The 22,600-nt window shown below is 45.3% G+C and carries 18 protein-coding genes; 9 read left to right on the top strand and 9 right to left on the bottom strand.

Going from position 1 to position 22,600, the window contains the following annotated elements; genetic code table 11:
• Positions 1-190: 190 nt before the first annotated feature.
• From C1S73_RS13895 to hrpB, 3 genes are all read right to left on the bottom strand, one after another.
• Entirely contained in the window at positions 191-2,503 is a 2,313-nt protein-coding gene (locus tag C1S73_RS13895; RefSeq protein ID WP_038870526.1) for a patatin-like phospholipase family protein, read from the bottom strand.
• Positions 2,504-2,590: 87 nt separating this feature from the next.
• The gene (gene mrcB / locus C1S73_RS13890; RefSeq protein ID WP_038870524.1) at positions 2,591-4,981 is read right to left on the bottom strand and encodes a penicillin-binding protein 1B; all 2,391 of its coding nucleotides are present in this window, start codon (positions 4,979-4,981) and stop codon (positions 2,591-2,593) included.
• Positions 4,974-7,442 (bottom strand): ATP-dependent helicase HrpB, encoded by a 2,469-nt coding sequence (hrpB, locus tag C1S73_RS13885; protein WP_038870522.1) that lies wholly within the window; start codon positions 7,440-7,442, stop codon positions 4,974-4,976. Before hrpB ends, mrcB begins: the two co-directional genes overlap by 8 nt.
• 67 nt (positions 7,443-7,509) lie before the next feature.
• On the opposite strand from hrpB, the gene sfsA reads away from it, so the two are divergent.
• The 7 genes from sfsA to panC all read left to right on the top strand — a co-directional run bounded on the left by sfsA (position 7,510) and on the right by panC (position 13,445).
• Positions 7,510-8,226 carry a DNA/RNA nuclease SfsA gene (gene sfsA, locus C1S73_RS13880; protein ID WP_038870521.1) on the top strand — a complete coding sequence of 239 codons (717 nt, stop codon included), beginning with the start codon at positions 7,510-7,512 and terminating at the stop codon, positions 8,224-8,226.
• Between the two features lie 136 nt (positions 8,227-8,362).
• Positions 8,363-8,809, top strand: coding sequence for an RNA polymerase-binding protein DksA (gene dksA / locus C1S73_RS13875; protein WP_010450149.1), 447 nt, complete (start codon positions 8,363-8,365; stop codon positions 8,807-8,809).
• Positions 8,810-8,897: 88 nt separating this feature from the next.
• The gene (gluQRS, locus tag C1S73_RS13870) at positions 8,898-9,761 is read left to right on the top strand and encodes a tRNA glutamyl-Q(34) synthetase GluQRS (protein WP_038870518.1); all 864 of its coding nucleotides are present in this window, start codon (positions 8,898-8,900) and stop codon (positions 9,759-9,761) included.
• Between the two features lie 101 nt (positions 9,762-9,862).
• Positions 9,863-11,230 carry a polynucleotide adenylyltransferase PcnB gene (gene pcnB, locus C1S73_RS13865; RefSeq protein WP_038870516.1) on the top strand — a complete coding sequence of 456 codons (1,368 nt, stop codon included), beginning with the start codon at positions 9,863-9,865 and terminating at the stop codon, positions 11,228-11,230.
• A complete protein-coding gene (gene folK, locus C1S73_RS13860; RefSeq protein WP_038870514.1) occupies positions 11,227-11,712 on the top strand; it encodes a 2-amino-4-hydroxy-6-hydroxymethyldihydropteridine diphosphokinase in 486 nt (161 codons plus the stop codon). The genes pcnB and folK overlap by 4 nt, the downstream gene beginning before the upstream one ends.
• Positions 11,713-11,736: 24 nt before the next feature.
• The gene (gene panB, locus C1S73_RS13855; protein ID WP_038870513.1) at positions 11,737-12,531 is read left to right on the top strand and encodes a 3-methyl-2-oxobutanoate hydroxymethyltransferase; all 795 of its coding nucleotides are present in this window, start codon (positions 11,737-11,739) and stop codon (positions 12,529-12,531) included.
• Positions 12,532-12,542: 11 nt separating this feature from the next.
• Positions 12,543-13,445, top strand: a complete 903-nt coding sequence (gene panC / locus C1S73_RS13850; RefSeq protein ID WP_038870512.1) for a pantoate--beta-alanine ligase — start codon at positions 12,543-12,545, stop codon at positions 13,443-13,445.
• A gap of 54 nt (positions 13,446-13,499) precedes the next feature.
• Here the strand turns inward: panC and lpxL are convergent, their stop codons facing one another.
• From lpxL to C1S73_RS13830, 4 genes are all read right to left on the bottom strand, one after another.
• Positions 13,500-14,429, bottom strand: coding sequence for an LpxL/LpxP family Kdo(2)-lipid IV(A) lauroyl/palmitoleoyl acyltransferase (gene lpxL / locus C1S73_RS13845; protein ID WP_038870511.1), 930 nt, complete (start codon positions 14,427-14,429; stop codon positions 13,500-13,502).
• A gap of 143 nt (positions 14,430-14,572) precedes the next feature.
• Complete coding sequence (locus tag C1S73_RS13840) at positions 14,573-15,343, bottom strand: ABC transporter permease (RefSeq protein WP_038870509.1); 771 nt, start codon at positions 15,341-15,343, stop codon at positions 14,573-14,575.
• Complete coding sequence (locus C1S73_RS13835; protein WP_038870530.1) at positions 15,343-16,260, bottom strand: ABC transporter ATP-binding protein; 918 nt, start codon at positions 16,258-16,260, stop codon at positions 15,343-15,345. Before C1S73_RS13835 ends, C1S73_RS13840 begins: the two co-directional genes overlap by 1 nt.
• Before the next feature lie 253 nt (positions 16,261-16,513).
• Complete coding sequence (locus tag C1S73_RS13830) at positions 16,514-18,184, bottom strand: SulP family inorganic anion transporter (RefSeq protein ID WP_038870506.1); 1,671 nt, start codon at positions 18,182-18,184, stop codon at positions 16,514-16,516.
• 281 nt (positions 18,185-18,465) lie between these two features.
• Between C1S73_RS13830 and can the strand changes: the two genes are divergently transcribed.
• On the top strand, positions 18,466-19,137 hold the full coding sequence (gene can / locus C1S73_RS13825) for a carbonate dehydratase (protein WP_038870504.1): 672 nt from the start codon (positions 18,466-18,468) through the stop codon (positions 19,135-19,137).
• An 86-nt stretch (positions 19,138-19,223) separates the two neighbouring features.
• Here the strand turns inward: can and hpt are convergent, their stop codons facing one another.
• On the bottom strand, positions 19,224-19,754 hold the full coding sequence (gene hpt / locus C1S73_RS13820) for a hypoxanthine phosphoribosyltransferase (protein ID WP_038870502.1): 531 nt from the start codon (positions 19,752-19,754) through the stop codon (positions 19,224-19,226).
• Positions 19,755-20,074: 320 nt separating this feature from the next.
• Here hpt and opaR point away from each other — a divergent pair, with 320 nt between their 5' ends.
• Positions 20,075-20,692: a transcriptional regulator OpaR gene (gene opaR, locus C1S73_RS13815; protein WP_038870500.1), complete on the top strand. Its 618-nt coding sequence runs from the start codon at positions 20,075-20,077 to the stop codon at positions 20,690-20,692.
• A 306-nt stretch (positions 20,693-20,998) separates the two neighbouring features.
• Here the strand turns inward: opaR and lpdA are convergent, their stop codons facing one another.
• Positions 20,999-22,429: a dihydrolipoyl dehydrogenase gene (gene lpdA, locus C1S73_RS13810; protein WP_038870499.1), complete on the bottom strand. Its 1,431-nt coding sequence runs from the start codon at positions 22,427-22,429 to the stop codon at positions 20,999-21,001.
• Between the last annotated feature and the right edge of the window lie 171 nt (positions 22,430-22,600).

Raw genomic sequence — 22,600 nt, 5'->3', positions numbered from 1 at the left:
CTCTCCATTGCCCTTGTTTTCATTCAATTCTTGATTGAGAAACAGCGCCGCAGAGGCCAAACTGTGGGCGAAAGGATAGCAAATTTAACCTTAAATTAAAATCTCATCATTTTGACCAACATAGCAACTTACGACTAAAGTCCTGTTTATTTTGGCTAAATATGCGGAGATATTGCTGTCCTTTTCCCGGTTATTTAAATGATGTTCCAACGATCAGGTACACAGCATCTAAATCTTGCTCTGTACGACCGTATGCCAACATGATTGGTCCTACTGGTGAATCAACACCAAAGAAAATCGATGCGGCATTATACAGTGGCGCTTCATTAAGCTTCAGATCGTTATCTGACCAAACACCACCGTGTTCAAGGGATGCACCTAGATACACAGGTGCTTCAAACAGCCCGAAGTCGTTATCCATCCACTTATAACGATACACCAGGCTGGTATAGAATAAGTTCTGCCCGATCAGGCTGTTACGTGGAATGCCTGAGAGATTCAAGAAACCACCAAGCTCACGCGGGTCTAAAGGCACAGACGAGTTTTTGCTCTCAACAAAGCTGTATTCCGCTTGTCCGACTAAAGTATGACGACTATGAGTCACTGCTCCCTTGAAACGCGCGGTAATCTCGTAAACGGTATCTTCAATATTGCCGTCTGGGTTTAACTGACGAAAATCCTCTGGAGTTTTATCGTGAGAAACCAGGTAATCCAAATCGATCAGCATACCGTGCGTTGGGAAGGCGAAATCGTCCAAAGTATCTAGGCGGTAATTGGCAAATACACCCAAGCGTTCATAATCAAGCTCACCGAAAGACTGAAAAGTGGATGCTTCAATCGCCCCTTTGGTATAGCGCCCGCCAACTCGGAACTCTTGCCAAAGCGTAGGTTGCACACCTGCAGCAAGCTCTGTAATAAACTCGGTGTAAGACACTGGCAGGTAATCGTAGACGGACCCAATATCGGGGTTTTCAAAGTTATCAGAGAGGTTTCTGTTCTCTGTGTTGTAATTCACTTTGCTAGAAACAAACAACTGCTGACTCGAAAGCACCGGAGAATAAAGCTCCGCCTCAATCAATTTATCCGTACCCATATCCACATTAAAGGTCAGCTCGGCGCCGTGAGAGTTCAAGTTGGTGAAATTGGCCGACATGCCGATGCCATATTGACTATCGGTATTGAAATCATCTTCTAAGAAGAATCGGAAGTTCAGGTAGTTTGGTCCCCAAGACTTCTCATTCACTTCAAAGACAAGTAGGTTAACACCTTCAATCTCTTCGAAATGGTAAGTAATCAGTTCAAAGCGATCTAAGGCATAAAGATTTTCGACTGCTTTTTCGATTTCAGCCGTTTTGAGAGGACGACCAGTATCAAGCTCGAGTCGGTTGGTCAGTAAGACATCACTGTAGTGGGTGTTATTGACAATAACAATTTGATCAACAACCCGCTCATCACCATATTCTAATCCTTTACGAACGTCTTGTTTGTGCTCGATATATTTTTGGTATTCCGCGTTAGAGACACTCAAGGATTCAAGCTTGGATTTGAGTTTTTTAGTGATGTCGTAGCCAGCTTGAAATGCGCTCGGCATCTTTTCAAATTCTACGGTTTCCATTTGCCCAACATCTGGACGAATGTAAACATCATCATCTTTCAGAGTTTCCGCTTGCTCTTGAGTGCTACGACGCACCAAATAATTCGACAACTGATCCGCAACCGCAAACAAGCCGGTGAAGTCTTCTTTGCTTTTATAATCTGTACTTATGTCGACCGCAATGACTATATCCGCTCCCATCGCGCGCGCTACGTCAACAGGCATGTTATTGACAACGCCACCATCCACCAGCATATGACCGTTGAGCTCGTATGGAGGAAGCGCGCCCGGTACCGACATGCTCGCCATCATCGCATCAACTAAGTAACCGTTATCAAGCACGACTTCATCAAGCTCGACGATGTCAGTCGCGACAGAACGATAAGGGATAGCAAGTTGGTCAAAAGAGTCAAAGCGTCCTAGATTGCCCGTCGTTTCGCGCAGAATGCGCAACATGTTCTGCCCTTGCACAACACCTGTTGGGGAACGCACCTCACCAAACCTCAGACCAAGATCTGTCGTTATTTGGTAGCGGTCTTCGTATTCTTTGTCGCGAACGCGACGTTGGCTGCGATCAACGCGATCTCGGTAACCGCTGTTCCAATCCACGCTGTAGATAAAACTCTCAATGTCATCAGCACTCATACCCGTCGCGTACAAACCACCGACATAAGCGCCCATGCTTGTGCCGGTAATGATATCAACGGGAATGTTCATCTCTTCAAGGGCTTTAAGCACACCAATATGCGCAGCGCCTTTCGCACCACCACCAGCGAGAACCACCGCAATTTTAGGACGAGAGCCGTCCTCTTCGAGATGTTTAGCAAAGGAAGGTGTGGCAATCAAAAAGGAGCAGACCCAAAGCGCAAAACCATGCACTAACGGGCTATTGGACATCTTTTTGAACATTCACATCTTCCTTTACTGAATATTGATCAACTACTTTTACTAAGAATCGACCAATGAAACAAGTCAGTGATAGCGTTTTTGGTAGCCTTACCAATCAAATAAATTATTCAACCAGTTCGATTTTTTCTCGCACTGCTGTTTTATTTGGCCTGTTTTATCCCACACTGGCAACTTATATTCGCTACGACAGTTCAGTTCCAACGCACCATTCGCCGCTTTTTGGAAACCCAATGTCGTCACTTCTTTTGGCCATGGCAATTCCAGTCGCTCAGGAATACGTTGCTGCAAATATTCAGCGTAAACACGCAGAGCACCGCTTGAACCCGTCAACTTGGTAGATTTATTATCATCGCGCCCCAGCCAAACGGTTGTCACTTCCCGACCATCAACACCGACAAACCAACTATCACGGCTGTCATTACTGGTGCCCGTTTTACCTGCTAACGCCGCCCATGAGAATTGGCTTTGTAAGAAACGGCCAGTTCCTTGTGCAACACCTTGCTTCATTGCGTATGTAGTTAGCCATGCCGCTTGCTGATCAACAGCCTGAGCCGAACGAGGCAGTGATTGATAAATCACATTACCATCCATATCGATAACCGAACGCAATGCTGACAGTTTCGCGCGTTTACCCGAGTTTGTTACAGTCTGGTACATCTGTGCGACTTCAAATGGCGTCAGAGAGAAAGAACCTAAGAACATAGATGGCACTGGGCGGATCTCATTTTTATCAACGCCGAGACGTTCTAGCGTATCAGAAACCTCAGGAATACCGAGTTCCATCCCCAAACGAACGGTTGGCACATTAAGAGATTTCGCTAGTGCTAGGTATAGAGGCACATCACCACGGAATTTACGGTCGAAATTACGTGGCGACCAAACGCTACCCTTACTGCCTTTCAAACTTAACGGCGTATCGTGAAGCGTGGTAGCGAGGTTGTATTTCTCTGGTTGCTCTAATGCCGTCAAGTAAATTGCAGGCTTCACTAACGAACCAATTGGACGACTCGCATTCAATGCTCGGTTAAAGCCCTCGTAGCCGACACGCTTACCACCAACCATGGCACGAATCTCGCCACTATGACGGTCAACCGCAACCGCTGCAGCTTCAAGTTCTTTACCTGCTCGCTTAGCCAACTCAGGTACCTTTTTCGCAATCGCTTGTTCTAGCTTACTTTGCGAAACAGGATCGAGAGACGTAAACAAACGTAACCCCGTTTCAGCTTTGAAGTTATCACCCACTTTTTCTTTCAGCTCAATATTCAGTTGCTGGAAATAAGCGGGCTGACGGCTTGCTATACGAGGTTTACTTTGCGTATCTAACGGACGATTGACTGCTTGTTCATACTGTTCAGAAGTCAGCATGTCTTGCTGCATCAACAGACGCAATACCAAGTCACGACGCGTTTTGGTGCGCTCAGGGTAACGAATTGGGTTGTAGTAAGACGGTCCTTTCACCATACCCACCAACATAGCGAGTTGGTCGATACGAAGCTCTTGAATCGGTTGACCGAAGTAGTAACGCGATGCCAAAGCAAAGCCATGGATTGCATCCCCACCGCTCTGACCTAAGTAGACTTCATTCAGGTAAGCTTCAAGAATACGGTCTTTGCTGTAGCGGTAGTCCAGAATCAGAGCAATGTACGCCTCACGGACTTTTCGCCACAAGGTTTTATCGCGTGTCAGGAATAAGTTTTTTGCTAACTGCTGGGTCAGCGTACTGCCACCTTGTACGGTACGGCCTGCCTTGATGTTGGCAACAAGTGCACGACCAATCGCCAAAGGAGAGACTCCATCATGCTGATAGAAATCACGATCTTCGGTCGCAAGAAGTGCATCGACAAGAATTTCAGGGAACTGATCACGACGTAGGAACAATCGTTGTTCGTTTTGATCTTTCTCCAGCATACCCAACATCTTAGGTTCAATACGCAAGTAACCTAAATCTCCTTTTGATTCGAGAGATTGAATGCGCGTTAAGCCGCTGCTTGAGAAATGCAACATCACGTGACGATCAGGCTCAGGGCCATCAGCAAATTCAAAAGGACGACGAATAAGCTCAATACGAGTGGAAGAGGAAGAGTATTCGCCAGGATAACGCGGTTGACTAACCTTACGGTAATTCAAAACATCTAGCTCGTTACGCATTTCTTTGATGGTTATGTTTTCACCAGGATTCAAATTGAGAATGCGAGCGTACACGACCGTTGGCAAATCAAACAACTGCCCATCGAAACGATCTTTCACCACACTATCTAAATAAATCCCGACGAAAAGCAATACTGCGGCCAACGCAATACACGCCTTCCAACTGAATGACCAAATGATTTTCAACCAAGAACGTTTACCATTGCTTGGCTTTTTCGATGGCGATCGTCTAGGACGCTTAGGCGAACTTTTCTTCGTCGTTGTCGCCTTACTTGACGTTGTTTTCTTGGCTGGAGCTCTTTTTGCACCGGGCTTTTTTGTATCAGTCATTATTCAATTGTCTTTTTGTTTTTGTTGTCGCTACATGAGTGGCAGGATCATCAGGCCAAACGTGTTTTGGATATCGGCCTTTCATCTCTTTTTGCACTTCTTTGTAGCTTCCTGCCCAAAAGGCAGCTAAATCCGTTGTCACCTGAAGAGGCCGTTGTGCTGGAGAAAGTAACTCTAACACCAATCGCTTGCGACCTTGTGCCACCGTTGGAGAAGTGCTCTCTCCAAACACTTCTTGCATACGCACTGACAGCACAGGCTCATGACCAAATTGGTAACGAATGCGCTTTTTCGAACCTGTTGGTAAGCGATAATCTTCTGGCAACCACTCATCAATCTGTTGATTCAACGGCCAACCTAATCGAGCGTTCAACGCTTCCACTAGGTTCACTTTCGCCAAATCTTTCGCCGATGAAACCGTGCTCATGTACGGCTCTAGCCACTCTCCTAGGCCATTAAGCAAACTGGTCTCATCAAAACTTGGCCAAGCTTGCTCAGGTAACCATTCCACTGCGCAGCGAATACGTTCTAACAAATTTTCCGCTGCCGACGTCCAGTTTAGACTCTGTAAGCCCTGACGGCGGACATAAGTGAGTAAAGCTTGTGTCATTTTTTCTTTACCCGGACTCGGCAAGGCTTCACGCTTAATCACCAGTTGATCAAGTTTGATTTGGCGTTCGGCAATCAAACGGCCTTTTTTCTCATCCCAATCAACCAGCTCAGCCGTCGTGAAAAGGTGCTCGAACGTTTCTTGTAATGCGTTGATATCTAAGTCACAAGCTAGGTTAATTTGGCTTGAGTTAGAATGCGAGCGCATCAAATCAATCGCAACTAAGTAATCACAACCACCGAGTGTCTCTTCTGGTCGACACTCAGCACCATGCCCGTTCGACAAAGTAAAACGACCATATTGGTTAACACGCTGCTGCGCAATGCGATCGGGGAAAGCTAAGCTCAATACTAACGCTAGCACTCGCTCATCAACATCAGGTAGGCTGAATACCGTATCCAGTTTGTGCGCCAGCGCTTGAGATCGCTTGTGCAATATAGCTTTCTTTGCATGTGTACCACTTACCCAGCGATGTAGGCTATGCGCGATGTTAGTCACATTGCGCTCGGGCTCTTCAATTAGGGCGACCGCAGCCAAAGCGGTATTTAGCATTTTTTCACTGCACTGCTGTGCTTGAATCAGCATTGCTGCTGAGCGCGGCTCTACACCAAGAGCGTGGGCCGTTTTACCTGCAGAAGTGAGTTGGCCTTGCTCGGTAAGTAACCCTAAAGGAATCAACAGCTGTTTAGCCTGAGCAAGCGATGCTGAAGAAGGAATATTCAACCATTTAAGCTCTGCGATATCCCCTGCTCCCCAGAATGATAGTTCCATGACCAAGCTTGCTAAATCTGAGTGCAGGATTTCTGGTTGGGGAACTTGCGGTTGCTGCTTGAATTGGCTTTCCGAATACAATCGGACGCAAATGCCCTCTTCAATACGCCCTGCTCGACCAGCACGTTGAATCGCAGACGATTGTGCCACTCGCACTTGCTCCAAGCGCGTAAGTCCATTCTTCAAATCAAAACGCGCCACACGTTCTAATCCAGAATCGACGACCAATCGAATGCCTTCAATGGTCAAAGAAGTTTCAGCAATATTAGTCGCGAGCACGACTTTGCGTTTACCTCCAGAAGCGGGAGCAATGGCTTTTTGTTGCTCGGCAAAGCTCAATTGACCATATAAAGGGCAAACTTCCACAGAATTAGGAAGATGTGACAAACGTTCCGCGACCTGCTTAATGGCCCCAACGCCAGGCAGAAAGGCGAGCAACGACCCTGTTTCTTTCTGAATTAGGCTTTCAATCGTCCTTGCCATTGATGTGGGCAAATGATCATTTGTACCCAGAGGTAAATAACGCGTTTCCACCTCAAAACTACGACCTTCCGACTCAATGTAAACCGCCTCCGGTAATAAGGATTGCAAGGCATCTTGGTCAAGTGTTGCCGACATCACCACCAGCTTTAAATCGTCTCGCAGTGCTTCTTGAACTTCTAAACTAAAGGCCAATGCCGTATCAGCATGAATACTTCGCTCATGAAACTCATCAAAGATTAGCAGGTCGATGCCATCTAACTCTGGGTCATTTTGGATCATCCGAGTCATGATCCCTTCCGTTACAATTTCAAGTTGCGTATTTTTACTTACCTTCGTCTCACCACGTACACGATAACCAACTCGATCTCCAACTTGTTCCCCCAACTGCTGTGCTAGATAACGCGCAATATTACGAGCCGCTAAACGTCTTGGTTCTAGCATGATGATTTTGCCCGTGACGGTTTGGCTTTGAAGAAGCTTTAGAGGAAAGAATGTCGACTTACCGGCACCCGGCGCAGCTTTTAAGATCACTTGATGTTGATGATTAACCGCAGCAAGTAATTGCGGCATCACGGCTTCAATCGGCAATTGTGACAAAGGAAATACCTTGTGTTGTAATGTTGGCAACATTGTACATAAAAACAGTCCCCCCTAAAGAAGCAAAATGCATTTCGAACCTACTCTAGAGTCAGCGACTCTGCTCAAACGCTACAAACGCTTTCTTGCCGATATCGAATTGGATAACGGCGAAGTTCGCACTATCCACTGTGCCAATACTGGTGCAATGACAGGCTGCGCCACACCAGGCAACAAAGTTTGGTACTCCACTTCTGATAACCCTAAGCGCAAATATCCCAATAGTTGGGAGCTCAGTGAAACACAACAGGGCCATAAAATCTGTATTAACACCGCTCGAGCTAACCAACTTGCCGTAGAAGCAATTGAAAATAATGTCATTTCAGAACTGTGTGGGTATGACAAACTTCAAACTGAAGTGAAATATGGCAATGAAAATAGTCGAATTGATATCTTGCTCAGCGCAAGTGACAAATCAAAGTGTTATATAGAAGTGAAAAGCGTCACGCTGTTGGATGAAGAAAGCGCATCCGGCCAAGGCTATTTCCCTGATGCCGTGACTACTCGAGGACAAAAGCACCTGCGAGAGCTCACAGAAATGGCACAAACTGGAAGTAGAGCCATACTTTTATTCACTGTTTTACATTCAGGTATTGAAAAAGTATCTGCGGCGCACCATATAGACGCGAAATATTCAACTTTACTAAAACAAGCACAAGACGCTGGAGTGGAAGTTCTCTGCTACAAAGCTGAACTGAGCAATACTGAAGTCAAGCTAATCTCTGCTATTGAATTTATCAATTAAGAGAAAAAATGATGTCATCTTCACAATGACGATAAGTTTGCAATTCAGTAATTGCCTGCACCGCCTCTTTTTGCTATAGATACCCGCCTTAAATTGACTGCAAAGCAGTTGACTAGGTGTAAGTAGGAGATGCTGTATGCCAGAATCAAAGAAGAAAACGATAGGCATCCTAGCCATTGCCGGTGTGGAGCCATATCAGGAAAAGCCTGGTGAAGAGTACATGTCACCAGAACAGGTTGAACACTTTACGAAAATCTTAACAGCTTGGCGTAATCAGCTCAGGGAAGAAGTCGATCGCACTGTACACCATATGCAGGACGAAGCAGCAAACTTCCCAGATCCAGTTGACCGTGCTTCTCAAGAGGAAGAGTTCAGCTTAGAACTGCGTAACCGTGACCGTGAGCGTCGCCTGATCAAGAAGATCGAAAAAACACTAGATAAAATCACTGAAGAAGATTTCGGCTTCTGTGAATCATGTGGTGTTGAAATTGGTGTTCGTCGCCTTGAAGCGCGTCCAACCGCAGACCTTTGTATCGACTGTAAAACACTTGCAGAGATCAAAGAGAAACAAATGCAAGGTTAATCAACCAAGCATGATGATTATTGAAAGGGAGCTCAGGCTCCCTTTTTGTTTTGGCTTAGCTTTATTAGAATAATTTCGAGATACACGCATGACACGCTATGTAGGTCGATTCGCACCATCCCCTTCTGGGCCATTACATTTTGGATCGTTAGTAGCTGCGCTCGGCAGCTACTTTCAAGCGAAAGCCAATCACGGAGATTGGTTGGTACGTATCGAAGACCTTGATCCACCCAGAGAAATGCTGGGAGCTTCTGACGAGATTCTAAGTGCACTACGCGCTTACCATTTGCACTGGGACGGCAACGTCGTATACCAAAGCGAACGTCATCACTTATACCAAACACAAATCGATGCTTGGTTAAAGAATGGCGACGCTTATTATTGCCAATGTACTCGCAAGCAAATTAAAGAACACGGCGGCTATTATCCGGGAACATGTCGAGATAAAGGCTTGAAAGAAGGCGCGATTCGCCTAAAAATGACCAAACCTATCGCTGATTTTCTCGATAAGAAACAAGGCACCATGACGATTCCAGAAGCTCTAGTAAATGAAGATTTCATTATTAAGCGTCGAGATGGATTATTTGCCTATAATCTTGCGGTAGTATTAGATGACATCGACCAAGGGGTTACCGAAGTCGTTCGTGGTGCGGATTTAATTGAGCCCACAGGTCGTCAAATCAGCTTGTACCAAATACTTGGGCAACCAGAAGTAAGCTATTTACACTTACCGTTAGCGATGGATTCAAACGGTAATAAGCTGTCAAAACAAAACCATGCGACGGCTATTGATGTCGACAATCCGAAGCCAGCTCTGCTGCATGCCATGACATTTTTAGGCTTTGATATACCTGACGATGTAAAAGGCGCAAACCTTGAAGAAATACTGCGTTGGGGTTGCGAAAATTGGCACTTAGAACAGCTTCCAGCAGAGATCGAGATCACACCGTGATTCTCAAATGGCACTGCGTAGGCTATCATTAGCCGCAAAATTGGCCCTCGAGGCGTAGAAACTAACCAAAGCAAGATTGGATTAAACCCAGTTATTGCCAGATGCACATGAATACAAACGACTATACACCAAGCGAATCTGCCATGATCCCAGAACTCGCTCTTAATGTAATTACTCGTGAAGAGCACAACATCTCGCGTAAGCATATCAGTGACAATGCACTGAAAGTGCTATACCGACTGAACGGTGCCGGTTTCGATGCTTATCTTGTAGGTGGCGGGGTTCGAGACTTACTGCTTGGACAAAAACCAAAAGACTTTGATATTGCAACGAACGCGACACCAGAGCAGATCAAACAGTTATTTAGAAACTGCCGTTTGATCGGTCGTCGCTTCCGTCTCGCACACATTATGTTTGGTCGAGACATCATCGAAGTTGCAACGTTCCGTGGTCACCACCAAGAGCAACAGAACAAAAGTATCTCCCAGCAATCGAAAGAAGGGATGCTACTTCGCGACAACGTATACGGCACCGTAGATGAAGATGCCGAACGTCGCGACTTCACGATTAACTCGATGTACTACAACATCGCAGACTACTCAATTCACGATTATGCGCGTGGTATTGAAGATCTAGAAGATCGCCTTATTCGCCTGATCGGTGACCCAGAAACCCGTTACCGCGAAGACCCAGTACGTATGCTGCGTGCAGTTCGCTTTGCGGTGAAATTGGACTTCGATATCGAAGAAGATACCGCGGCACCAATCGAAGAGATGGCACCACTACTACGTGATATTCCATCGGCACGTCTGTTCGAGGAATCACTGAAACTGCTTCAGTCTGGGTATGGGCTAGAAACCTACCATTTATTGCGTGAATACAACTTATTCCAACAGTTGTTCCCTGCAATTTCAGAGCACTTCACTGAAGATTATGAATCTCATACTGAGCAAATGCTTGATTTAGTGTTGGATTCAACCGATATGCGCATCGAAGAAGGTAAGCGTATTAACCCTGCCTTTATGTTTGCTGCAATGCTGTGGTACCCACTGTGTGCAATGGCAGACAAACTCATGGAACAGCGTAATCTGTGCCATTACGATGCCATCATGGAAGCAAGCAACATCATTCTTGATGACCAAGTACGTTCAATCGCCATTCCGCGCCGTCATACCGCGACCATACGCGAGATTTGGCAGCTGCAATTACGTCTTCCACGTCGCAATGGTAAACGTGCTTTCCGCCTGATGGAGCTCAATAAATTTAGAGCTGGCTTTGATTTTCTTGAAATGCGCGGTGAAATTGAAGGCGGCGACACTCAGAAGCTTGCTAAGTGGTGGGAAACTTTCCAAAATGCTGGCCGAGAAATGCGCCAAGCCATGGCGGCAGACCTAGATGGCCAAGCACCAAAAACAGGCCAACGACGTCGTAAAACCTATCGCAAGAAAAAGAGTAAACCAAACTCATGATCACAGCGTACATTGCGGTAGGCAGTAACTTGGCTGATCCCGTCAGCCAAGCTAAATTAGCGATTGAAGCGCTGAAGACCCTGCCTAAAACAGAGTTTATTCAAGCTTCTTCGCTATACAGCAGCACACCAATGGGTCCGCAAAACCAGCCGGATTACATCAATGCGGTTGTGGCAATTAAAACCAATTTGACGCCACTTGAACTGCTCGATTGCACCCAAGCAATAGAGCAAGAACAAGGGCGTGTCCGTAAAGACGAGCGTTGGGGACCAAGAACCTTGGATCTCGACATCGTGTTATACGGCAATGAGGTGATTGATTCCGAAAGACTGACAGTTCCACATTATGGAATGAGAGAGCGCGAGTTCGTACTCTACCCTCTTGCGGAAATTGCACCAAGTTTACAACTCCCAGACGGGATCGAGGTGTCGTCACTACTTGAAAAAGTAGATCGCAACGGCCTCAATATTTGGCAGTCATAGCCAACTCCTAGTGAGGATAAAACAATGAAAAAAATGACCATTAACGACCTGATTAAGTGGAAGCAAGAAGGTCGTAAATTTGCTACTTCAACTGCATACGATGCAAGCTTTGCCCAACTTTTCGAAAGCCAAGAAATGCCAGTTTTACTGGTAGGTGACTCTCTAGGCATGGTTCTGCAAGGTAAGACCGACACGTTACCTGTTACTGTTGAAGATATTGCTTATCACACTCGCTGTGTACGCGCTGGTAGCCCGAATTGTCTTTTGATGGCTGATATGCCATTCATGAGCTATGCAACGCCAGAGCAAGCGTGTGAGAACGCAGCAGTACTCATGCGTGCTGGCGCAAATATGGTAAAAATTGAAGGCGGCGACTGGTTAGTAGATACCGTAAAAATGCTCACGGAACGCGCGGTACCAGTCTGTGCACACTTGGGCCTAACACCACAATCTGTAAACATCTTTGGTGGTTACAAAGTGCAAGGTCGCGATCAAGAAAAAGCCGATCGTATGGTAAAAGATGCATTAGCACTGCAAGAAGCCGGCGCTCAAATTGTTTTACTCGAGTGTGTTCCAGCTGAATTGGCAGCTCGTATTACTCAAGTACTTGATGTACCAGTAATTGGCATCGGTGCAGGTAACGTAACGGACGGTCAAATCCTAGTTATGCACGATATGTTCGGAATTTCGGCGAACTACATGCCAAAGTTCTCGAAAAACTTCCTTGCTGAAACAGGCGATATGCGTACAGCTGTGGCAAAATACATGGCAGACGTTGAAAGCGCAGTGTTCCCAGACGACGCTCATACTATTGCCTAGAGGATAAATGCATGCACACTTTTGCAGAAATCTCAGCCATTCGTGAACAGATCAAGACGTTCAAACGTGAAGGTCGTAAAGTTGCGTTTGTCCCAACCATGGGCAACCTACACGAAGGCCATCTAACACTGGTTCGTAAAGCACGCGAGTACGCCGATGTCGTTGTGGTAAGCATCTTTGTCAACCCGATGCAGTTTGAACGTGCAGACGATTTAAATAACTACCCTCGTACACTTGAAGAAGATCTTAGCAAGCTAAGCGGCGAAGGCGTCGAGTTGGTATTCACACCGACACCAGAGACCATTTACCCTGAAGGCTTAGATAAACAGACTTTTGTCGATGTGCCTGGGCTTTCTACGATTCTTGAAGGCGCTTCTCGTCCGGGCCATTTCCGTGGCGTGACGACTATCGTAAATAAGTTATTCAACATCGTTCAACCTGATGTAGCTTGCTTTGGTGAAAAAGATTTCCAACAGCTTGCTGTTATTCGTAAGATGGTTGATGATCTAGCAATGGACATCGAAATCGTAGGTGTCGCAACCGTTCGTGAAATGGACGGCCTTGCAATGAGCTCTCGCAATGGCCTGCTAACGATTGATGAGCGTCAACGCGCACCTGTTTTAGCACGTACTATGCGCTGGATCAGTAGCGCGATGCGTGGTGGTCGTGACGATTACGCTTCAGTGATTGAAGATGCGAATGATCAATTACGCGCTGCCGGTTTGCAGCCAGATGAAATCTTCATTCGTGATGCTCGCACACTTCAAGCAATCACAACAGAGACCACTCAAGCCGTGATCTTGATGTCTGCCTTCTTAGGTAAAGCACGCCTCATCGACAACCAAACTGTTGATATGGCGGTAGAAGCTAAAGAAGAAGAATCTAGCGAAGCGAATTCAGCAAACGCTGAATAAACGAAATTCGCAAATAAAAAGGTCGGCACTAAGCCGACCTTTTTTGTATCCCTCTTACGCATAAACGCCACTCAAACCTTCCGGACGAGTTTTAAACCGCTTATGCAGCCACATCCAAGCTGGCACGTCTCTTCTTATCATGCCTTCAAGTTCTTGATTTAAGATACTTGCCGCTTTGACTGGATTACGGCGCTCGAAACGTCCACTGAGATCTTCACCAATATAGAGCGTGTAGTGAGAATGTTCACTGACCGTAACCCCTGACATCACTGCACACTTTGTCGCATCAATAAGCACACTTGATCCTGCAGTACTCGCGGCTTGCTCAACAGCGAAAAACGGGGCGAAGACCGAATTTTTAACACCGTAATCATGGTCAGGTAAGTACCACAGTCGCTGACCGTTTTTCAGCACTTTAAGCATTGATTTAACGTCTTTCCGATCAATCATTTGATGGCCGCAACGCGTGCGTCCTCGATGCTGAACAAACTCATAAACAGGGTTTGAATTCGGTCGATAAACACCATAGCCTTTGGCAAATTGACTAAAAATACGCGCCGTCATTTCCAAATTTAGGTGATGACTGCAAACCACCAGTACACCACGCCCATTTTTCTCTTGTTCCAGTAAACGCTCTTTTCCAACCACCTTGGCTAGACGCTTCACTCGCCACTCAGGCCAAAACCAAGCCATTCCGGTCTCGATCAGCGCCATCCCTGTGTATTTAAAGTTTGTCTTTACCAGTACATCGCATTCTTGAGCGCTGTATTCGGGAAAGCAGAGTTTTAAATTTTGCTTTGCAACGCCTTTACGGCGCTTCATGGCCAGCATCGCAAGCGAACCAATGCCCCTACCTAACAAACGTAAGGCTGAGTATGGAAGCAGATTGACAATCAGCGCCAACAGACCAAAGGCGAACCAAACAGACCAATATTTAGGAAGAAGCAATTTAAAAGAGAAAGATGGAGAGGGGACAATATTCATGGCTTCACTCATTTACAGCAAATGCATTTACAACAAATGAATCAAACCTAGCATGTTAAAAGTCGAAAAATTGTATGGGAATGTATTGGTGTGCATTAAGAAAGGGCAGCTCTCATGGCTGCCCTTTGAATGTGTTGTTAAGGTTAACTTCTTAACCCAATCCCCTTAGTCACTAGATAGTGAGCCACAGCGTAGAGCGCAACCACAAAGACGATCAATACGCTAAACGACGTAACGATACCCACATCAGACACACCAAGGAAACCATAACGGAAAGCGTTCACCATGTAGACGATTGGATTCAGCTTAGACACCCCTTGCCAAAATTCAGGTAATAGACTGATGGAGTAAAACACACCGCCAAGATAAGTCAGCGGAGTCAGAACGAACGTAGGGATAATCGAGATATCATCAAACGTTTTCGCATAAACCGCATTAATTAAGCCACCAAGTGAAAATACCACTGACGTCATAAAGACGGTCGCAATGATGATGCCCCAGTGATCGACTTGCAAATCAACAAAGAAGAGCGAAACAAACGTGACAATCGTTCCGACTAATAGGCCACGTACGACGCCGCCCATCACAAAGCCGAGAATGATGATGTAGTTCGGCACTGGCGCCACTAACAATTCCTCGATGTTTCTTTGGAATTTGGAACTAAAGAAAGAGGAAGCCACATTCGAGTACGAGTTCGTGATCACCGACATCATGATCAAACCCGGCACAATGTATTCCATGTAACTAAAGCCGTTCATGTCACCGATGCGAGAGCCAATCAAGTTACCGAAAATAATGAAATACAACGTCATCGTAATCGCAGGTGGTACCAAAGTTTGCACCCAAATACGCGTAAAACGGTTCACTTCTTTTGTAACTAGGCTACAAAAAGCCGTCCAATACAATTGGTACATTATTGGTTACCTCCACGTACGATACTGACAAACAACTCTTCCAAACGGTTCGCTTTGTTTCGCATAGACAGCACTTTTACACCTAGATCAGATAATTGGTTAAACACCGAGTTCAACCCTTGGCTCTTATCTAATTCGATTTCCAATGAACCATTGACCATCGATTGGTTACTTACCCCTTGAAGTGCTGGCACTTCACCGTCGAACTCAATATCTAGGATAAAAGTTTCTACCGTCAATTTACCCAACAGCGCCTTCATGGTCGTATTTTCAATCAGTTCACCTTTGTTAATGATACCGATATTACGACACAGCATTTCTGCTTCTTCCAAGTAATGCGTAGTCAATATGATGGTAATGCCCTGCTCTTGGTTGATCTCCTTTAAGAAGTCCCACATTGAACGACGCAGTTCAATATCCACCCCTGCAGTTGGTTCATCAAGGATCAGCAATTGAGGCTCGTGCATTAGAGCTCGCGCAATCATCAAACGACGCTTCATACCACCAGACAAGTTACGCGCACGTTCCTTACGTTTCTCCCATAAGTCGAGTTTGGTCAGGTACTGTTCTGCACGCTCTTTAGCTAGCGCTTTTGAAACCCCATAATAACCCGCTTGCTGCATGACAATCTGTTCGACAGTTTCAAATTGGTTGAAGTTGAATTCTTGAGGAACCAAACCTAGGTTTTGCTTCGCCAATTCAAGATGCGTATCAATGTCATACCCAAACACCTTGGTGGTGCCAGATGTCTTGTTGACTAAAGAAGAGATAATGCCAATGGTGGTTGATTTACCAGCCCCATTCGGCCCAAGAAGTGCGTAAAAGTCACCTTTCTTTACTTGTAAGCTAATGCCCTTCAACGCTTCAAATCCGCCCGCATAGGTCTTGCGAAGCTGTTCAATTTCTAATGCGTACATTGCGTAATACTTGCCATCTGTTGATGAATCGTGAATGCCAATACCAAATGGGGAAACTGCTGTCGGCGTCATAACCGACTATCGGTATTGCACTAAAGTTGAATTAGTTTATCGTTGAATAACGATGAATACAAATAAACCTTTCTATAAAATTAGAAATACCTATCTTTTATGATTCTTAATCACTCAATCTAAAAACAATAAAAAAGCGCTCCCAGAACCCCAGCAGCGCTTAGTTAAAAGAGACTGTTGATTAAAGCGTCAGCATTTGATGCTCATCAGTTTCAACATGCCTGATAGCCGCATTGAGCGCTTCATAGCGGAACTTGTATGTATTCGCATCCGGCACTAAATCAATCACATGGAATTTCTCTAGTTGCTCACGAGTACGTTGGTTAGGACACAACAAGTACACTTCACAGTTCGCGTCTAAAGCATCTTTAATGGCGTTTTCCAAAGCCAAGCCGACCGTCACATCAATCATAGGGACATCTGTTAAGTCGAGGATCATGACTTCATAGTCAGAAATGCTCGAGTGTTGACGAGAGATCGCTTTAGAAACACTAAAGATCATCGGACCGGACAGATAGAAGAACAACACTTTACCATTAGCTCTGTCCAACAAGCCTCTTTCGCTATCGGTCAGTGGTACATCGTCTTCATCAGCATCACTGATGGCTTTAACTTGGCGTGCTTGCTCACGACTCAAGCGTTCAATGATGATGATATTAGAAATAAATACCCCTAGCCCTACAGCCACAATCAAATCGACAAATACTGTCAGCAGCATGACGCCATACATGACCGCCATCCCCGGAAAGCTCACCTTATGGGCACGTTGGATAAAGCTCCAATCCAGAATATTAAAGCCAACATAAACCGCAATACCGGCTAATACAGCCATCGGAATGGGTTCAGTCAAACCGCTAGCGACCAACACCACCAGCGCGAGAATCAGCGCACGAATCACACCGGATAACGGTGAGCGAGCGCCAACTTGGATGTTGGTCACCGTTCCCATCGTCGCCCCCGCACCTGGCAGAGCGCCAAACAGCCCAGAAATCATGTTCGCCAAACCTTGGCCACGCAGTTCCTTGTCTGAATCATGCTCTTTACGCGTGAGTGAGTCACCAATAACCGCTGTCAATAAGGTATCAATACAACCTAACGTACCCAATACCAATGCATCGATGACCATTTCGGTAAACATCGCAGGATCGATATGTGGCACCACCAAAGAAGGTAAACCTGCTGGGATTTCACCAATTCGGCGAATATCATCGGCATCAAAGACAAGGACAGAAAGTAACGTTACCGCCACAAGAGCCACCAGCTGCGCTGGCACGTATCTGCGATATTGCTTAGGGAAGAAGAACAAGATACCCAACGTCAACAAACCTAAAAACAGTTCGCTGAACTTAAGATTAGAAATCGTATCTGGCAGAGCCGATAGTGTCCCTATCACACCGCCAGATGGCGCAGCATGGCCAAGTAAAGGCGACAACTGCAAGATAATGAGAATGACACCAATACCCGACATAAAGCCGGAGATAACACTGTATGGCATTAACGTTACGTATTTACCAAGCTTTAATGTACCGAGCACAATTTGGAACGCGCCCGCCATCATCACCACGGTAAAGGTCATGGCCATGCCCGTTTCTGGGTATTTGGCCATCATACTGGTTAATACCGCTGTCATGATCACCGTCATGGGACCGGTTGGCTCAGAAATAAGTGTATTGGAACCACCAAACAGTGAAGCAAATAACCCCACCATGATCGCGCCCCATAAACCAGCTTCTGCACCAGCTCCTGAAGCCACACCAAATGCTAATGCGAGAGGAAGTGAAATGATGGCCGTTGTGACACCACCAAACAGATCCCCTTTGAGGTTGATATCCTTAAAGCGACTACCGAACACGAATTTGCTCCCTGCATTAAAAAGACAAAATGCCATCAATCTAACAAATATTTCGCTAAAGAAATAAACGAAAAAAAGCCACGACCAAATTGGGCTTATTTGCTTACTGAATGATGGCTGCATATTTTATGATTTTCACAGCGAGAACTAGTCAGATGAGTCATCTTGAATGAATATTTAACGGGATCGAAATTGTAACATTGTGTATAGTTACAGCGCTGATCGCTTAGTAAGCACTAGGGAGTGGTTGGTTTTTTTAATTTTAGGGAAGTAGATGTCAGATGCCGGAAATTAAACAATTATTCGAAAATAACTCGAAATGGTCAGAAGAAATAAAATCTGATCGTCCAGAATATTTCGCAAAACTAGCGGAAGGTCAGAAACCAGACTTTCTTTGGATTGGTTGTTCAGACAGTCGCGTTCCAGCAGAGCGACTAACGGGACTTTTCTCAGGCGAGTTATTTGTTCACCGAAACGTTGCTAACCAGGTCATCCACACCGACCTAAACTGCCTCTCTGTCGTGCAATACGCCGTTGACGTACTCAAAGTAAAGCACATCATCGTTTGTGGTCATTATGGTTGTGGTGGCGTGAATGCCGCAATTGATAACCCTCAACTCGGCCTTATCAACAACTGGTTACTTCACATCCGTGACCTTTACTTTAAGCACCGCGCTTACCTTGACCAAATGCCTCTTGACGATCGCGCCGATAAACTAGGTGAAATCAACGTAGCCGAGCAAGTATATAACTTGGGTAACTCAACCATCATGCAAAACGCATGGGAACGCGGTCAGGATGTTGAAATTCATGGAGTGGTGTACGGCATTGAAGATGGTCGTCTTGAGTACTTAGGTATTCGTTCAAATTCAAAAGAGACCGTGGAAGCGTCTTACCAAAAAGCGCTCTCGACCATTCTTAACGATGACAACAAATTGTTATGTCGCGATTAATCATCACAAATAAATCGTCAACAAGATAAATAAAAAACGCCCATTTAAGATGGGCGTTTTTTTAATTCTAAAACTGGCGACAGAAATTATTCCTGCGGAACCACTTTACCAATAAATGGTAGGTGACGATATTTCTGAGCGTAATCAATACCAACACCAACAACAAACTCATCTGGAATAGAGAAACCAGCCCAATCAACCGGAACTTCTACTTCACGGCGAGATGGCTTATCAAGCAGCGTACAGATAGCGATAGATTTTGGTTCACGTAGAGACAGGATTTCACTGATTTTGTTTAACGTGTTACCTGTATCAATGATGTCTTCTACGATCAGTACATCTTTGCCTTTAATGTCGTCATCAAGGTCTTTCAAGATACGTACATCACGTGAGCTTTCCATCGTGTTACCGTAGCTAGAAGCGGTCATAAAATCGACTTGGTGAGTCAGTTCGATAGCACGTGCTAAGTCAGCCATAAATACAAATGAACCACGTAGCAAACCAACCAATACCAGATCTTCACTGCCTTGGTAATGTTCTGTAATTTGCTTACCTAATTCACGAATTCGATCCTGAACTTCTTGCTCAGAAATCATCACTTCTATTGTATGTTTCATACTGTGCTCAATTTTCTTTGTGGGTTGAGGTTGGTCGTACGCAAACGATCACCTTATCTTGCGGCGTGTAGTGTAACACCCCACTCAGTAGGTGGAAAGTCGCATCCCATTCCATTGAATTCTTGGATGAAAGTCTTAGTTTTCGGATTTATCTAGTTGAATGAATCATCAATAATGACATTACTGTCTATAAATTGGGCATCAGATGTTGACCTTGCACATATGCACCATTACACTCATCAATGCTTTAAGCAACTATTAAAATAATCAATTAGGGGGTTACCCCCAAATAATATCAACTCAATGGCAAGGAAAAGAATATGGACTCAATAGCTAAGAGACCTCGCACTAGGCTTTCCCCTTTAAAACGTAAACAGCAACTAATGGAAATCGCTCTTGAAGTGTTTGCTCGTCGCGGCATTGGCCGTGGTGGTCACGCAGACATTGCTGAGATTGCACAAGTTTCTGTTGCAACAGTATTTAATTACTTCCCAACTCGTGAAGATTTGGTTGATGAAGTACTGAACCACGTTGTACGTCAGTTCTCAAACTTCCTTTCGGATAACATCGACTTAGACCTTCACGCACGTGAAAACATCGCCAACATCACAAACGCAATGATCGAACTTGTTAGCCAAGATTGCCACTGGCTAAAAGTATGGTTCGAATGGAGCGCATCAACACGTGATGAAGTATGGCCATTGTTCGTGACAACTAACCGCACTAACCAACTGTTGGTGCAAAACATGTTCATTAAAGCAATTGAACGTGGGGAAGTTTGTGACCAACATGAACCGGAACACTTGGCGAATCTGTTCCACGGTATTTGTTACTCTATTTTCGTTCAAGCAAACCGCTCTAAGAGCGAAGCAGAGCTAACGAACCTAGTAAGCGCATATTTAGATATGCTATGCATCTACAACCGTGAACATCACTAAAAAATAATTAGGCTTAAAAAAGCAAAGGCTGATACTTAGGTATTGGCCTTTTTTCGTTTTCGGGAAACGGGAAACGGGAAACGGGAAATATTTTGTCTTTCTGGGAACAAACTCTGCCAACTCGGTTTAGATACAATTGCCTTCGATTAACCTTCTAACGAACACCTCTCGATTTTTAGAGCGAAGCGTTCGCGACTCTCGAAGCCCAGCGTTACATAGAACAGCCCGTTCTCGCCTCTCAAGCTCCGCGCACAAAAAAAACCGCTGACGAATCAGCGGTTTTTATCATTCAACGTTCAAGAAAAATTACTTTTTCTTTTTAACTGCTTTTTTGTTTGGAAGGTCAGTAATTGAACCTTCAAATACTTCAGCAGCTAGGCCCACAGACTCGTGTAGAGTTGGGTGAGCGTGGATAGTAAGTGCGATATCTTCCGCATCACAACCCATCTCGATCGCTAGGCCGATTTCACCAAGTAGTTCACCACCGTTAGTACCAACGATAGCACCACCGATTACGCGGTGAGTTTCTTTATCGAAGATTAGCTTAGTCATACCGTCTGCACAGTCAGACGCGATTGCACGACCTGATGCTGCCCATGGGAATGTCGCCACTTCGTAGTTGATGCCTTCTGCTTTCGCTTCTTTCTCAGTCTTACCAACCCATGCCACTTCTGGCTCAGTGTAAGCGATTGAAGGAATAACTTTAGGATCGAAGTAGTGCTTCTTACCAGAGATAACTTCTGCGGCTACGTGGCCTTCATGCACACCTTTGTGAGCAAGCATTGGTTGGCCAACTACGTCGCCGATTGCGTGGATGTGAGGAACGTTAGTACGCATTTGCTTATCAACGTTGATAAAGCCGCGCTCGTCCACTTCAATACCTGCTTTTTCAGCATCGATAAGTGCACCGTTTGGTACACGCCCGATAGCAACAAGAACCGCATCGTAACGCTCAGCTTCTGCTGGCGCTTTTTTGCCTTCCATTGAAACGTAGATACCGTCTTCTTTCGCTTCAACTGCGGTTACTTTAGTCTCAAGCATTAGCTTGAACTTGTCTTTAATACGCTTAGTGAAGACTTTAACGATGTCTTTATCCGCCGCTGGGATAACTTGGTCAAACATCTCTACTACGTCTACTTTAGAACCTAGAGAGTGGTAAACCGTACCCATTTCTAGACCGATGATACCACCGCCCATGATAAGCAGTTTTTCTGGTACTTCTTTCAGCTCTAGCGCATCCGTTGAATCCCAAATACGTGGGTCTTCATGCGGGATGAATGGTAGTTTGATTGGACGAGAACCCGCAGCGATGATTGCGTTGTCGAAGTTAACTGTTGTTGCTTCACCTTCGCCTTCAACTAGGATGCTGTTAGGACCAGTGAACTTACCGAAACCGTTAACAACCGTTACGTTACGCATCTTAGCCATACCGCTAAGACCACCTGTCAGTTGGTTTACAACTTTCTCTTTCCAGATACGGATTTTGCTGATGTCTGTTTGTGGTTCGCCAAACACAACACCGTGCTCAGCCATCGCTTTCGCTTCTTCGATAACTTTTGAAACGTGAAGAAGTGCTTTAGATGGAATACAACCAACGTTTAGACATACACCGCCAAGAGTGCTGTAACGTTCAACTAGTACTGTTTCTAGACCTAAATCCGCACAACGGAATGCAGCTGAGTAACCAGCAGGACCAGAACCAAGTACAACAACTTGGGCTTTAATTTCTTTGCTCATTGTGACCTCTTGTAGTCATTATCCCTAACAGGCTGAGTAGATGTTCTTAAATTATTAGGCTTTCAAACGGTCAATATTTTACAGAGATGTTAACAGTGTGAAAGCAGCTTTAAGTTAGCCTGTGAGCTAGACAACAATTCATCTTTCAGTTTCTGAACGATGGAAGAAATT

It is taken from the genome of Vibrio jasicida 090810c, from assembly GCF_002887615.1.
Taxonomy (GTDB): Bacteria; Pseudomonadota; Gammaproteobacteria; order Enterobacterales; family Vibrionaceae; genus Vibrio; species Vibrio jasicida.
Note: the sequence above shows the minus strand (reverse complement) of the source record. Positions and strands in the feature narration are given on the sequence as shown.